Here is a 13,406-nt window from a genome sequence, read left to right on the forward strand (position 1 = left end):
CGTTCGCGCAGAATAACGCGCGAAATGCGGGTGTAACGAGCCGTATTGCGCACCGATCGGCCCTGCGAGGAGTTTCCCATGGCGTACGTGGACGCGGAGATCGCGAGCCAACCCGACTGCTGGCGGGAGGCGGCCAGGCTGGCCGAGGTCGTACGCGGTGACCTGCCGCGCCCCGGTGAGCGGGTCGCCGTCGTCGGTTGCGGCACGTCGTGGTTCATGGCGATGGCGTACGCGGCCCGCCGCGAGCAGGCCGGCCAGGGTGAGACCGACGCGTTCCAGGCGTCCGAGTTCCCCGCCGGCCGCCGCTACGACCGGTTGATCGCGATCACCCGTTCCGGCACCACCACCGAGGTGCTGGACCTGCTCGCCGCGCTGCGCGGGCACACACCCACCACCGTCATCGTCGGTGACCCGGCCTCCCCGGCGGTCGACCTGGCCACCGCCACCGTGACCATGCCCTTCGCCGACGAGCGGTCGGTGGTGCAGACCCGCTTCGCCACCACCGCGTTGGCCCTGCTGCGGGCCCAGCTCGGCGACCCGGTGACCGCGCTCGCCGCCGACGCCGAGGTGGCGGTGCGATCCCCGTTGCCGATCGACCCGGCCACCATCGAGCAGGCCACCTTCCTCGGTCGGGGTTGGACGATCGGGCTGGCGCAGGAGGCGGCGCTGAAGTGCCGCGAGGCGGCCACCTTCTGGGCCGAGGCGTACCCGGCGATGGACTACCGGCACGGGCCCATCTCGGTCGCCGCGCCGGGCCGGCTGGTGTGGGCGTTCGGTGAGCTACCCGACGGGCTGCCCGAGGATGTGGCCGCCACCGGCGCGGCCTTCGTGCACAGCCGCACACACGGGTGGCGCACGGTGCTGGGCAGCTGGTCCGCCGGCCGTACCCCGGTCGACCCGATGGCCGACCTGATCCTGGCCCAACGCTTCGCGGTCGCGCTGGCGACCAGCCGGGGCCTCGACCCGGACGCGCCCCGTCATTTGACCCGGTCAGTGGTTCTCGCGCCATGACCGATGACCGCGTGGTCGTTGCGCTGGACGTCGGCGGCACCGGCATGAAGTGCGCAGTGGTCCGACCGGACGGCGTCGTGGTACGCGCCGAGCGGCATCCCACCGACGCCGCGCGCGGCCCGGCCGCCGTGGTCGGCACCATCCTCGACGTGGCCGAAGGGCTGGCCGACAAGGCCCGCGCCGACGGGCTCACCCCGATCGCCGTGGGCATCGCCGTGCCCGGAGTGGTGGACGAGGCGCGCGGCGTCGCGGTCTGGTCGGCGAACGTGGGCTTCCGGGACGTACCGGTGCGGGACCTGGCGGTGGCGCGGCTCGGCCTGCCGACGGCGCTCGGCCACGACGTGCGGGTCGGTGGTCTCGCCGAGGCCCGGCTCGGCGCCGGGCGCGGCAGCGGGCACGTGTTGTTCGTGGCGATCGGCACCGGCATCGCCGCCGCGCACGTCGTCGACGGCACGGCCGCCGTCGGTGCCCACGGCGCCGCCGGGGAGATCGGCCACATCCTGGTCCGGCCCGACGGTCCGCGCTGCGGCTGCGGTCGTCCGGGCTGCCTGGAGGCGATCGCGTCGGCCGCCGCGATCGGCCGCCGCTACGCCGAACTCGCCGGGCCGAGCGCCGACGCCGCGGTGACGGCGGCGGAGGTGGCCGAACGGGCCGCAACCGGCGAACCGCTCGCCGGCCAGGTCTGGCAGGAGGCGATCGACGCGCTCGCCGACGGTCTCGCCAGCGGGCAGGCGCTGTTCGACGTGGCGACGATCGTGCTGGGCGGCGGCCTGGCCCAGGCCGGGGACGGGCTGCTGACCCCGCTGCGGGCGGCCATGCGAGAACGAATGACCTTCCACCGGGAGCCGCACCTGGTCGCGGCAGCCCTCGGCGACGAGGCCGGTTGCCTCGGTGCCGCCCTGCTCGCCCTGGACGCCGTGGGTGTCCGTGACCATCAGGAGAAGCGATGACCGTACGGGTGAACGGCCGAGTGGTGACCCCGACCGGAGTCGTCCGACAGGGCTGCGTCGAGTGGGACGGGGATCGGATCACGGCGGTGGCCGAGTATCCATCGGTGCGCGACGGGCACTGGATCCTGCCCGGTTTCGTCGACATGCACACGCACGGCGGGGGCGGCCACACCTTCACCACCGGGGACGCCGACGAGGCCCGCGCGGCGGCCGGCTTCCACCTGAGCCACGGCACCACCACCCTGCTGGCCAGCCTGGTCAGCGCGCCCTTCACGTTGATGCGGTCGGCCACCGAGGCGTTCGCCCCGTTGGTCGAGGAGGGCGTGTTGGCGGGCGTCCACTTCGAAGGGCCGTACCTGTCGGCCGCCCGCTGCGGCGCGCAGAACCCCGAGTACCTGCGCGACCCGTCGACCGACGAGCTGTCCGAGCTGATCGAGCTGGGCCGGGGCGCGGTCCGGATGGTCACCCTCGCCCCGGAGCGCGACGGCGCGCTGGAGGCGATCAAGCTGCTCACCGCGCAGCGGGTGGTGGCCGCCGTGGGCCACACCGACGCCACGTACGAGCAGACCCGCGCCGCGGTCGCCGCCGGCGCCAGTGTCGGCACCCACCTGTTCAACGGGATGCGGCCGGTGCATCACCGCGAGCCGGGACCGGTGGTGGCGTTGCTCGACGCGCCCACGGTGATCTGCGAGCTGGTCGCCGACGGGGTGCACCTGCACGACGGCATGCTGACCTTCGTCACCGCGACCGCCGGGCCGGATCGCGCCGCGCTGATCACCGACGCGATGGCCGCCGCCGGAATGTCCGACGGTGAGTACGAGTTGGGCGGCCAGGCTGTCACCGTCGCCGACGGGGTGGCCCGACTCGCCCGCGACGGCGCGATCGCCGGCAGCACGCTGACCATGGACGCCGCGCTGCGGCACGCGGTGAACGCCGGAATCCCGATCGCCGACGCCGCCCGGATGGTGGCCACCACCCCGGCGCGGGCCATCGGCCTGGGCGACCGGGTGGGCGCCCTTCAGGTGGGCCTGCGCGCCGACCTGGTGGTGCTGGACGACGACCTCAACGTGGTGCGGGTGCTGCGCGGCGGCTCCTGGGTGGAGTGACGCGCCCGGTGTCGGCCCATGGCCGCAGGCTGCCCGCCCGCGGCTAGCCCCACAGTGCACCTGGAGGGCCTTTGGAGCTGAATCGTTTGCGGCATCAGCTCCAAAGGCAGCCGCTTGGATAAGTCCGGCCGCCGAGCAGACCAGCAACCGTATGAACGAGCCGGCCGCGCAGGCCAGTAATGACCAGGCCAGGAACAACCGGGCCGGGCCTCAGCTCAGGCTGGCGACTTCCACGCCGAGGACGGCCTGCTCGTCGGGGCGGTGCACCAGCACGTCGGACAGGTACGACTGGACCGCGTGGCGCATCCCGACGTCCCGGCCGGCCTGCTCGGAGAGCAGCCACTTGTGCTCGATGATCTGGGCGAACAGCTCCTGCGGCTCCAGCTTGCGGCGCAGGTGCGTGGGGACGGCCCGAACCACCGGCTCGAAGACCTCGGTGAGCCAGCGGTGCGCGGCCTGCTGCTCGTCGATCAGGTCGCTCTCCGCCCGGTAGGCGTCCAGGTCGTTGAGCAGCTTGCGGGCCTGGTTCTCCTCGGCGTCGAGCCCGGTCAGCCGCAGCAGCCGCCGGGTGTGGTAGCCGGCGTCGACGACCTTTGGCCGGACCAGGAAACGCCCACCGTCGATGGACGACATGGCCACCTCGGCGACGTCGAAGCCCAGCTCGTTGAGGCGGCGGATCCGACCCTCGATGTCGTGCCGGGCCTCCCGCTCGATCGCCTGCTCGTAGGTGATCTCGTGCCAGAGCCGCTCGTAACGCTGCACGACCTCCTCGCAGACCACCTCCGGGTCGATGGACTCGTGCAGCAGGCCGGCGGCCTGCAGGTCCAGCGCCTCACCGAAGATGTTCACCCGGGCGATCTCCAGGTCCTCACCGCGCTGCCCGTTGGAGAGCGAGTTGTGCAGGGCGCCCGTCTCCGCGTCCACCAGGTAGGCGGCGAACGCGCCAGCGTCCCGCCGGAACAGCGTGTTCGACAGCGAGCAGTCGCCCCAGAAGAAGCCGGTGAGGTGCATCCGCACGATCAGGGCGGCGAGCGCGTCGAGCAGCCGGCTCATCGTCTCCGGCCGCAGGGTGTGCGAGAACAACGCCCGGTACGGCAGGGAGAACTGCAGGTGCCGGGTGATCAGCACCGATTCGAGAGGTTCCCCGTCCTCGGTCTGCCGGTCGGCGACGACCGCCACCGCCTCGACCGAGGGAAAGTCGATCCGCTCCAGGGCCCGCAGCAGGTCGTACTCCCGCTCGGCGATCCGCTCGCGGGTCTCCTTGAACGCGTACACGTAATCGCCCAACCGGACGAACCGGACGATGTGCCGGGAGATGCCCTGCGGCAGCGCGACCAGGTGTTGGGCAGGCCACTCCTCCAGCGGCGTCGACCAGGGCAGGTCGAGCAGCGCCGGGTCCACGAGGGCAGACGTGATCCGCACGGGCACAAGCATGACGCCTCGCCCCCGGTATCCGCTCCTGATCGTGGTTGGGCCCACAGCGCCGCACATCCCGGCCTCGCACCGGGCCGGTAGCGTGGTCGCGTGTTCAAACCCACGGCGGTACGACGTGACCTGCGGCTACGGCCCGTCCGCCCGGCCGGCTGGTGGTTCGACGCCCTCCTGCTCGTCGGTCTGGCCGGGTTGACAGTCGCCCTCGCCACCGGCCAGCTCTTCGGGTTGGACCGGGCGGTCGCCGACTGGGCCGACGGGCATCGACCGACCGCCGCGTACTGGGTCGCCCGGGTGCTGAACTTCCTCGGCCAGGGCACCCCGCTGACCCTGATCGGCGCCGGGCTGGGCGTGCTGCTGGCCGTTCGGCTGCGGTCAGTGCGGCCCATCCTGCTGCCGGTGGTCGGATTCGTGGTCACCACCTTCACGATCGGTCCGCTCAAGGTCTGGACCGCGCGGACGGCACCGAGCGCCAGCATCAAGGAGCCGTTCCTGCCACCCGAGCAGACCCTGCCGCTGTTCCACGACGACCTGCCGGTCCGATTCGCCCAGTCCTACCCGTCGGGGCACGTCGCCAACGCCATCGTCTGGTACGGCGTCATCGCGCTGCTGCTCGCCCCGCTGGCCCGCAGCTTCGGCCGGCACCTACCGGCCCGACTCGTCACCGTGATCCGCATCGTGCCGCCGCTGGTCGTTCTCACCACCACCACCTACCTGGGCTGGCACTGGTTGACCGATTCGGTGGCCGGGCTGCTGCTGGGGCTGTTCCTGGACCGGCTGCTGCACCGGGTGCCCTGGGACGGCATCCCGCTTCCCGGCCGGCTACGCGAATGGGACCGGCCGTTCACCTCGTACTCCTAGGTTTGGCCTGTGGATCAACTGGCGCGGCGACTGGGCGTACCCGATGCGGTTGTCATCGGGTTGGGCTCGATGCTCGGCGCGGGCGTCTTCGTGGTCTTCGGCCCGGCCGCGGCGGCGGCCGGCGGCGCCGGCCTGCTGCCGGCGCTGGTGCTGGCCGGCTTCGTCGCCTTCTGCAACGCGACGAGTTCGGCGCGGCTGGCCGCCCGGTACCCCGAGTCCGGCGGCACCTACGTCTACGGGCGGGAACGCCTCGGGCCGTTCGCCGGGTTCCTGGCTGGCTGGGGCTTCGTGGTCGGTAAGACGGCCAGCTGCGCGGCGATGGCGTTGACCATCGGGGCGTACCTGTGGCCGGGTCAGGCCCGGCTGGTGGCCGCCGCCGCGGTGCTCGCGGTGACCGCGGTGAACCTGCGCGGCATCGGCAAGACCGCCGCCGTGACCCGGGCGTTGGTCGCGCTGGTGCTCGCGGTGCTGGCCCTCGTCACCGTCGTCGGCCTGCTGGGCGGGCCGGTGCACCTGGACCGGCTCGGTGAGAGCGGCGGTTCGGCGCGGGGTGTGCTCACCGCCGCCGGGTTGCTGTTCTTCGCCTTCGCCGGGTACGCCCGGATCGCCACGCTCGGCGAGGAGGTCCGCGACCCGCAGCGGACCATCCCGCGTGCGGTGCCGCTGGCGCTCGGGGTGGTGCTCGCGATCTACCTGGTGCTGGCCGTGGTCGCGCTGGGTGTGCTCGGCGCCGACCGGTTGGCCGCTTCCGCCGCGCCCCTGGTCGACGTGGTGACCGCCGCCGGGCTGCCCGGCCTGGCGTGGGTGGTCCGCGCCGGTGCGACCATCGCCGTCGTCGGGGTGCTGCTGTCCCTGGTCGCCGGGGTCGGCCGGACCACCCTCGCGATGGCCCGCCGGCACGACCTGCCCGGTGCGCTGGCCGCCGTGCACCAGGTGCACCAGGTGCCGCGCCGGGCCGAACTGGCGGTCGCCGCCGTGGTGATCGTGGTGGTGCTGCTCGGCGACGTACGCGGCGCGATCGGCTTCTCCAGCTGCACGGTGCTGGTCTACTACGCGATCACCAACGCGGCGGCGCTCACCCTCGGCCGGGACCTGGACCGGCGGCTGCCGGTCCAGGTCCTCGCCGCTCTGGGTCTGGTGGGCTGCCTGCTGCTCGCTGTCAACCTGCCGCTCAGCAGCGTCCTCGCCGGATTCGGCGTGCTCGCCCTCGGCGCGGCCGTCTACGCGCTGCGGGCCCGCCGCTGACCCCCGTCACGTCCTCGATCAGCGACTCAACCGCCGGTAGCGGCGCACCGCCAGCGGGGCGAAGGTCGCGATCAGCAGCACCGGCCACAGCACCGCCAGCAGCATGGCGTGCTCCGCCGGCCAGGAGTCGCCGCCCAGGCCCGGGTTGCCGAACAGTTCGCGGATCGCCGCGACGGTGGCCGACAGCGGGTTCCACTCCGAGATCGCACCGATGACCGACGGCATCAGCTCGGGCGACACGAAGACGTTCGATATCGCGGTGAGTGGAAACGCGGCCGGGAAGACGATCACGCCGACCGTGTCCGGGTTGCGGACCAGCAACGCCAGGTAGATCCCGACCCAGGTGATCGCGACCCGGAGCAGCAGGAGCAGCCCGACGGCGAGCAACGCCTTGCCCACCCCGAGTCGCCACTGCCATCCGACGAGCAGGCCACAGACCAGCAGGGTGGACATCTCCAGCAACGCGCGCAGCAGGTCAGCCGCGCTGCGACCGGTCATCAGGGCGGACCGGGCCATCGGCATCGACCGGAACCGGTCCACGACGCCCCGGCTGAGGTCCAGCGCCACGCCCGTCGCGGTGGCGCCGAGTCCGTACAGCATCGTCATCACGAAGACGCCGGGCAGCAGGAACTCGCGGTAGTTGCCACCGCCGGCCACCTGCATGCCGCTGCCGAACACGTACCCGAAGACCAGCACGAACATGATCGGCAGGGAGAAGTAGAGGATCAGTTCCTCCGGCGCGCGGACCACGTGGAGCATGTTCCGCCGGGTCATCGTCCAACCGTCGGTGATCGCCGTGGTCATGCCACTCCCGCCTTTCGTCCGGCGCCGACGGGCTCGCCGGTCTCGTCGGGCCGGTGCCCGGTCAGGTACAGGAACGCCTCGTCCAGCGTGGCGCGCCGCAGACCGATGTCCTCGACAGCGATCCCGGCGTCGTCCAACGCCCGCACCACGTCGACCAGCCCGGCGACCCGGTCGGCCACCGGGACGCTGAGCCGCCGGATCTCCGGATCGACAGCGGGCTCGACACCGCAGATCGGCGCGACGACGCCGGCGGCCCGGGTCAGGGCGGCGGGGTCGCGGACCACCACCTCGATCCGGTCGCCGCCGGTCATCGACTTCAGCTCGTCCGGCGTCCCCTCGGCGACCACCCGCCCGGCGTCGATGACCGAGATCCGGTTGGCGAGCTGGTCGGCCTCCTCCAGGTACTGCGTGGTGAGCAACACCGTGGTCCCGTCCGTGACCAGGCCCCGGACCAGGTCCCACACCTGGTTGCGGCTGCGCGGGTCCAGGCCGGTCGTCGGCTCGTCGAGGAAGAGCACCCGAGGGGTACGGATCAGGCTGGCGGCGAGGTCCAGCCGGCGGCGCATCCCGCCCGAGTACTCGCCCGCGGACCGGTTCGCCGCCTCGCTCAGCCCGAACCGTTCCAGCAGTTCGTCGGCGCGTCGGCGGGCAGCCCCTCGGCCGAGCCGGAACAGCCGGCCGAACAGTTCCAGGTTCTGCCGACCACTGAGGGTCTCGTCCACCGCGGCGTACTGCCCGGTCAGCCCGATCCGGGCGCGCACCTCGTCGGGCTGGCGCAGCACGTCGTACCCGGCCACGCTGGCGGTGCCGCTGTCGAAGCGCAGCAGCGTGGTGAGGATCCGTACCGCCGTCGTCTTGCCCGCGCCGTTGGGGCCGAGCAGCCCGTACACGGTGCCGGCCGGCACGGCCAGGTGGAAGGTGTCCAGCGCGCGGGTGGGGCCGTAGCGCTTACCCAGCCCTTCGGCCACCACGTCGAATGTCGTCATGCCCCCACCGTGCGGTGGCTCGCTGACGGGTCACGCACGCTCCGCTGACGGCGGCGCACCAGGGCCGGCCTTCTCCGCCTCGGTGATCTGTTCGAGAACGAACATGATCTCCGTACGGGTGGCGTCGCCGACGTACCAGCCGGTGAGTCCGCCGGTCAGCGCCGCTTCGCAGAACCGCCTCGCCTCGGCCAGGTCACCGCGCAGCCGGGCAACCTGGGCGAGGCCGAGCCGGGCGCCGGAGACGAACTCCGGTGCGCCGCTGCGCTGCGCGAGGAGCAGGGCGGCGGCGAAGTCGTCGCCCGCGGCGCCGAGGTCACCGGCGCGCAGCCTGATCTCGCCCCGGGTACGCAGCATGTCGGCCCGGTCGACAGTCGATTCGAGTTCCTCGGCCAATCTCATGGCCTGGTCCATGTGTGCACCCGCCGCTTCCGGATCGTCACGCCAGGCGGCGAGTTCGCCGAGCACGCCCAGCGTGATCATGGACCCCCAGCGGTCCCCGGCCTGCCGGAAGCCGTCGAGTGCGGTCTCCAGTGCCGTCGCGGCCTGGTCCCACCGGCCACTCCACATCTGCGCCGAGCCACTGCCCATCGCGCCCAGCGCGTTGATCCACACGTCGGAGCCGACCAGCCGCCGCAGCTCCCGCATCAGCTCGTTGACGTGCTCGGACCCGCCGGACGGCGGTCCGGCCGAGATCCCGGACAGATACAGCAGGAAGGGTTGCCGGGGCGGACGGTCGAGACTGCGGATGACGGAACGCTGCGTCGTCAGCGAGTCCAGCGGCCCCGATCCACCGAGCGAGGCGTTGTAGACGCAGAGCGTGTACTCCTCGCGCAGCCCCGCAGGCGCTTCGGGGCCGAGCACACCGAGGACGTCGGCCGCCAGCCGGGCCCCTTCCCCGCGCATGCCGCGCAGCCACCAGTAGAACGACAGGGCGGCGACCATCCCGGCCGCGTCGGACGCGTCACCGGCGGCCGTGGCCCGGCGCAACGCCGCGTGCAGGTTGTCCCGCTCGGCGTCGAGCAGTCGCAACCAGTGCAGCTGTTCGGCGCGCCGGAGGTGGTCGCTGGCGGTCCAGGCGAACTCCAGGAAGTACGCGGTGTGCGCCCGACGCAGGTCGTCGGCCTCGCCCGCGTCGGCGAGACGCTCGGCGCAGAAGGCCCGCACCGTCTCCAGCATCCGGTACCGGCCGCCGGACATCTCCACGAAGGACTTGTCGACCAGGCCGGTGAGCGCGTCCACGAACTCCCCGCCGGGCAGGCCGCAGACCCGTTCGGCCGCTTCCAGCGTCGCGCCGCCGGCGAAGACGGTCAGCCGGCGGGCCAGTCGGCGTTCGGCGTCGCCGAGCAGGTCCCAGCTCCACTCGACCACGGCCCGCAGTGTGCGGTGCCGGGGCGACGCCGCCCGGCTGCCCATCGACAGCAGCCGGAACCGGTCGTCGAGGCGGGCGGCCACCTCGGCGACGGGCAACGCGCGCAGCCGGGCGGCGGCCAGCTCGATCGCCAACGGCAGGCCGTCGAGGGTGCGGCAGATCCGCAGCACCGTGTCGACGTTGGCAGCCGTGACGGTGAAGTCGGGTGCGACGTCGGTGGCCCGCTCGGCGAAGAGGCGGACGGCGGCGTACTCGTCGGCGTCCAGCGCGGACGCGCCCGGCGGTGGCACCGTGAGCCCGGAGAGCGGGCACAACGCCTCACCGGCCAGCCCGAGCGGTTCGCGACTGGTGGCCAGCACCCGCAGCGTCGGGCACGCGCCCAGCAACCGGGCGGCCAGCCGGGCGGCGTCGGCGATGACGTGCTCGCAGTTGTCGAGCACCAGCAGCAGTCGCCGCTCGGCGAGCGCCTCGACCAGCCGGTCGGTGGGGTGCCGGCCCGGCTCGGCGGAGGCGCGCAGACCCGCGTCGCGCAGGCCGAGCGCGCTCAGCACCGCCTGCGGTACGTCCGCACCGTCGGCCAGCCCGGCCAGTTCGACGAAACGGACCTCCCCGTCGACGTGTCCGGCAGCCTCGATCGCCAGGCGCGTCTTGCCCGCGCCACCGGGGCCGGTGAGGGTGACGAGCCGGCGCTCACCGAGCAGTTCGCCAACGCGCTTGAGCTCCTCCTCCCGCCCGACGAAGGTGGTGAGTTGACCGGGTAGCACCGGTTGGGCGGACCCGCGTTCCGCACCGCGCAGCACCGCCAGGTGGATCGCGGCCAGCCCCGCCGACGGGTCGACGCCGAGCTGCTCGGCCAGGATCTGCCGGGCGTCCTCGAACTCGGCCAGCGCCTCCGCAGGCCGACCCACTGCGGCCAGGGCCCGCATGAGCTGACCACGCGCCCGCTCCCGCAACGGATGCGCGACCACGAACTCCCGTAGCTCCGCGATCAGTGCGCCGTCCGCGCCCAACGCCAGGTCCGCCTCGACCCGGTCCTCGACGGCGGCCAACCGCAGCTCGTCCAACCGGGCGGCCTGCGCGGAGGCGCCGATGGCATCGGCCAGCGCAGGGCCTCGCCACAGCTCCAGCGCCTCGCGCAACAGGGCCGCCGCCCGGCTCCAGTCGCCGTCGACGAGCGCGCGGCGTCCCGCCTCGGCGAGCCCTTCGAACCGGTACGCGTCGACGTCGTCGGGATCCACGGCGAGGCGGTAACCGGCCGGGTGGAACTCGACCGGGTCGTGCCCGACGGGCAGGGCCTGGCGCAGCCGTGACACCTGGGACTGCAACGCGTTTGCCGCTCCCCGGGGCGGATGCTCCCCGTACAGGCCGTCGATCAGCCGTTCCGCGGAGACCACCCGGCCCGCGTCGAGCAGGAGCAGCGCCAGCAGGGTGCGCAGCCGCGGACCGCCGACGGGGACCTCGCGCCCGTCGGCAAGCACCACCTGGGTCGGCCCCAGGATGCGGAAACGCATGCCATGGATTGTCGCGCAGTGCCGGCCGGTTCCCACGGCCCGACCAGCCGACCTCACGGATCGGGAGGCTCAGCCCGCGTCGGGATGGCGTCAGCCCTCCTCGCGGGTGCCGTCATTCCGGAGGGGCAGCTCACGTCCGTCGGGTTGGTCGCCGTTGGTCGCCCAGGGCGCCTCCCCGGCGGCAGGAACGGGATGCGCCGCGCCGGGCGCCGAGGCGGCGACCTCGGAGTCGGTCGGGCCCGGCACCGAGGGGGGTGCCGCCGCCGTGGCGTGCACCCCGCCGTGGACCGCCCCGGCCGGTCGGGGGATCGGGCCCGGTCGGGCCGGCGGGGCGCACTGCCGGGTCAGCCAGTCCAGCCCGCGCCGCCGGGCGACAACGGTCAGCCGGTCACCCGCGAAGATCACCTGTCGGGGGTCGAGGTCCTTCCACCAGATCGTCTTGGCACCGCCCGCCGGGGTGCGTGCGATCAACCGGACCTGCCCGTCCCGGTTGACCACGTCCAGCGGCCGGCCGTCCAGTTCGGAGCCGGCGGCGACCGGCACCTCGGCGACCGGCAGCGCGTGCCTGTCGACCGGGATGGTGGTGATCACGGCGCGTTCGGTGAGGGCCCCGATGAAGGCCGGTGCGGCCAGGTAGGAGACCGACCGGGACACCCCGAGGGCGAAGGTCTCCTCCACCCGCTCGGCGAAGTCACCGTCGAAGAACCGCAGCACCACCCGCAGGTCGTTGCGGAGGTCGCGAGCGGCGAGCGCTGCCTCCAGGTTGGCCACGTCGTCGGTGGACGCCACCACCAGCGCCTGACAGTCCGCCACCGAGGCGGCCACCAGCGTCTCCGGCAACGCGGCGTCGCCGACGATGAGCGGCACCTCCAGTTGGCGGGCCAGTGCCGCACCGCGCGGCTCCGGGGCCTTGTCGATCGCCACCACCTCGACGTCGTACTCGCGCAGCTGCGCCATCACGCGGGTGCCGACGTTGCCCAAGCCGATCACCACCACGTGCCCGACCCGCGCCGGTTGCAGCCGGCCGGTGTGCAGGGCCAGCCGGGCGTTGACGATGCCGTCCACCACGACCGCGGTGATCAGCGGGATCAGCGCCAACCCGGCCAGGTTGAGCACCACCTGCATGATCTGCGCGTCCGGTGCCTTGGTGGTGTCCGGGTCGGCGCCGCTGAGGGTGGTGACCAGCGTCAGGTACAGCGCCTCCAACGGGGAGACGTCCTCGGCCCGGGAGATCAGCGCCCCCAGCACCGCCATCAGCGCGAGCACCGCCATCACCGCGACGCCGATCTTGCGGGTGGCGAAGCCGCGAACCGCTCCCATCACCACAGCGACCGGACGACGCCGCCGGCGCGCGCGGACCAGCCGACGGGCGGCGACCTCGGTGCCCGGGGGCTGCCCGGTCGCCTCGGCGAGCACCAGGTCCGCGCCGGCCTGCTCGGCGGGCAGCAACTCCACGCCCTGCGCCTCGGTGAGGTGGGCCAACGCGCAGACCACGTCCTGCGGTCGGACGTCGGCTCGCCGCGCCACCCGCAGCGTCTTGTCCCGATGCTGGAAGGAGCTGGGGTCGACCTCGTTGAGCGCGGCGGCCACGAAGGCCGGCGCGGCCATCTCGGCGTCGGAGAGCACCTCGACCGGCGCCTTCAGCAGTTTGCGTACGCCGTCGGCGAGGGTGCCGTTGAACATCCGCAGCACCTGGCGGACCCGCTGGTCGACGGCCTGCGCGCAGAGCGCCGCGTGCAGGTTGCCGACGTCGTCCTGGTTCAGCAGGGCCAACCCGGCAGCCCCGGCCAGACCGGCGGCCTCGAAGGTGTCCACGTCCAGCCGGTCCGAGCGGACCACCCGGACCCCACGCAGCCCGGCCACGTCCGGCCCGTTGCTGCGGTAGCGCTCCGGCACCACGACGGTGACCCGGGCCCCACCGGCCGGCAGGTCGGATTCGAGCATCGCCCGAGCCACGTAGTAGGCGAGGGCGTCCTTCCCGCAGATCACGTAGTGCGGGCGCGGATCACCGACGGATCGCAGCCGCCAGTTCCACTCGACCGCCCGTCGCGCCCGGTCCCGCCACGGCTCCGCCATGCCCGGATCGTAATCAGCACGGCCATGCTGGGCGACCCTGTCCGGATCATCCCCGA

The 13,406-nt window shown here is 73.3% G+C and carries 10 protein-coding genes; 5 read left to right on the top strand and 5 right to left on the bottom strand.

The features are described from left to right. Window positions 1-78: 78 nt before the first annotated feature. Genes KBX26_RS05225 through nagA form a run of 3 tightly spaced genes read left to right on the top strand, consistent with a single transcriptional unit; the run spans window position 79 to window position 3,067 of the window. A complete protein-coding gene (locus KBX26_RS05225) occupies window positions 79-1,011 on the top strand; it encodes an SIS domain-containing protein (RefSeq protein ID WP_030327832.1) in 933 nt (310 codons plus the stop codon). Beyond that, a complete protein-coding gene (locus KBX26_RS05230; RefSeq protein WP_210864831.1) occupies window positions 1,008-1,961 on the top strand; it encodes an ROK family protein in 954 nt (317 codons plus the stop codon). Before KBX26_RS05225 ends, KBX26_RS05230 begins: the two co-directional genes overlap by 4 nt. Then, window positions 1,958-3,067, top strand: coding sequence for an N-acetylglucosamine-6-phosphate deacetylase (nagA, locus tag KBX26_RS05235; protein WP_210858063.1), 1,110 nt, complete (start codon window positions 1,958-1,960; stop codon window positions 3,065-3,067). The genes KBX26_RS05230 and nagA overlap by 4 nt, the downstream gene beginning before the upstream one ends. Before the next feature lie 210 nt (window positions 3,068-3,277). Here the strand turns inward: nagA and KBX26_RS05240 are convergent, their stop codons facing one another. After that, window positions 3,278-4,501, bottom strand: coding sequence for a DUF4032 domain-containing protein (locus KBX26_RS05240; protein WP_051708113.1), 1,224 nt, complete (start codon window positions 4,499-4,501; stop codon window positions 3,278-3,280). A 120-nt stretch (window positions 4,502-4,621) separates the two neighbouring features. Here KBX26_RS05240 and KBX26_RS05245 point away from each other — a divergent pair, with 120 nt between their 5' ends. Together KBX26_RS05245 and KBX26_RS05250 are read left to right on the top strand one after the other, a co-directional pair. Continuing rightward, window positions 4,622-5,359: a phosphatase PAP2 family protein gene (locus tag KBX26_RS05245; protein ID WP_210858069.1), complete on the top strand. Its 738-nt coding sequence runs from the start codon at window positions 4,622-4,624 to the stop codon at window positions 5,357-5,359. A 9-nt stretch (window positions 5,360-5,368) separates the two neighbouring features. Further along, a complete protein-coding gene (locus KBX26_RS05250; protein ID WP_210864832.1) occupies window positions 5,369-6,604 on the top strand; it encodes an APC family permease in 1,236 nt (411 codons plus the stop codon). Window positions 6,605-6,622: 18 nt separating this feature from the next. Here the strand turns inward: KBX26_RS05250 and KBX26_RS05255 are convergent, their stop codons facing one another. The 4 genes from KBX26_RS05255 to KBX26_RS05270 form a co-directional block, all read right to left on the bottom strand. Continuing rightward, on the bottom strand, window positions 6,623-7,408 hold the full coding sequence (locus KBX26_RS05255) for an ABC transporter permease (RefSeq protein WP_210864833.1): 786 nt from the start codon (window positions 7,406-7,408) through the stop codon (window positions 6,623-6,625). Beyond that, on the bottom strand, window positions 7,405-8,394 hold the full coding sequence (locus KBX26_RS05260) for a daunorubicin resistance protein DrrA family ABC transporter ATP-binding protein (protein ID WP_030327839.1): 990 nt from the start codon (window positions 8,392-8,394) through the stop codon (window positions 7,405-7,407). Before KBX26_RS05260 ends, KBX26_RS05255 begins: the two co-directional genes overlap by 4 nt. 30 nt (window positions 8,395-8,424) lie before the next feature. After that, a complete protein-coding gene (locus tag KBX26_RS05265) occupies window positions 8,425-11,274 on the bottom strand; it encodes a BTAD domain-containing putative transcriptional regulator (protein WP_210864834.1) in 2,850 nt (949 codons plus the stop codon). Between the two features lie 90 nt (window positions 11,275-11,364). Further along, window positions 11,365-13,350, bottom strand: a complete 1,986-nt coding sequence (locus tag KBX26_RS05270; RefSeq protein WP_051708115.1) for a TrkA family potassium uptake protein — start codon at window positions 13,348-13,350, stop codon at window positions 11,365-11,367. Window positions 13,351-13,406: the final 56 nt, after the last annotated feature.

The organism is Micromonospora sp. C97 (assembly GCF_018070385.1).
GTDB lineage: Bacteria > Actinomycetota > Actinomycetes > Mycobacteriales > Micromonosporaceae > Micromonospora > Micromonospora parva.

What these genes read in the sequence shown, in the direction of transcription:
- KBX26_RS05225 (WP_030327832.1), top strand. Translation starts at nt 79, where the DNA reads ATGGCGTACGTGGACGCGGAGATCGCGAGCCAACCCGACTGCTGGCGG.
- KBX26_RS05230 (WP_210864831.1), top strand. Translation starts at nt 1,008, where the DNA reads ATGACCGATGACCGCGTGGTCGTTGCGCTGGACGTCGGCGGCACCGGC.
- nagA (WP_210858063.1), top strand. Translation starts at nt 1,958, where the DNA reads ATGACCGTACGGGTGAACGGCCGAGTGGTGACCCCGACCGGAGTCGTC.
- KBX26_RS05240 (WP_051708113.1), bottom strand. Translation starts at nt 4,501, where the DNA reads ATGCTTGTGCCCGTGCGGATCACGTCTGCCCTCGTGGACCCGGCGCTG.
- KBX26_RS05255 (WP_210864833.1), bottom strand. Translation starts at nt 7,408, where the DNA reads ATGACCACGGCGATCACCGACGGTTGGACGATGACCCGGCGGAACATG.
- KBX26_RS05260 (WP_030327839.1), bottom strand. Translation starts at nt 8,394, where the DNA reads ATGACGACATTCGACGTGGTGGCCGAAGGGCTGGGTAAGCGCTACGGC.
- KBX26_RS05265 (WP_210864834.1), bottom strand. Translation starts at nt 11,274, where the DNA reads ATGCGTTTCCGCATCCTGGGGCCGACCCAGGTGGTGCTTGCCGACGGG.
- KBX26_RS05270 (WP_051708115.1), bottom strand. Translation starts at nt 13,350, where the DNA reads ATGGCGGAGCCGTGGCGGGACCGGGCGCGACGGGCGGTCGAGTGGAAC.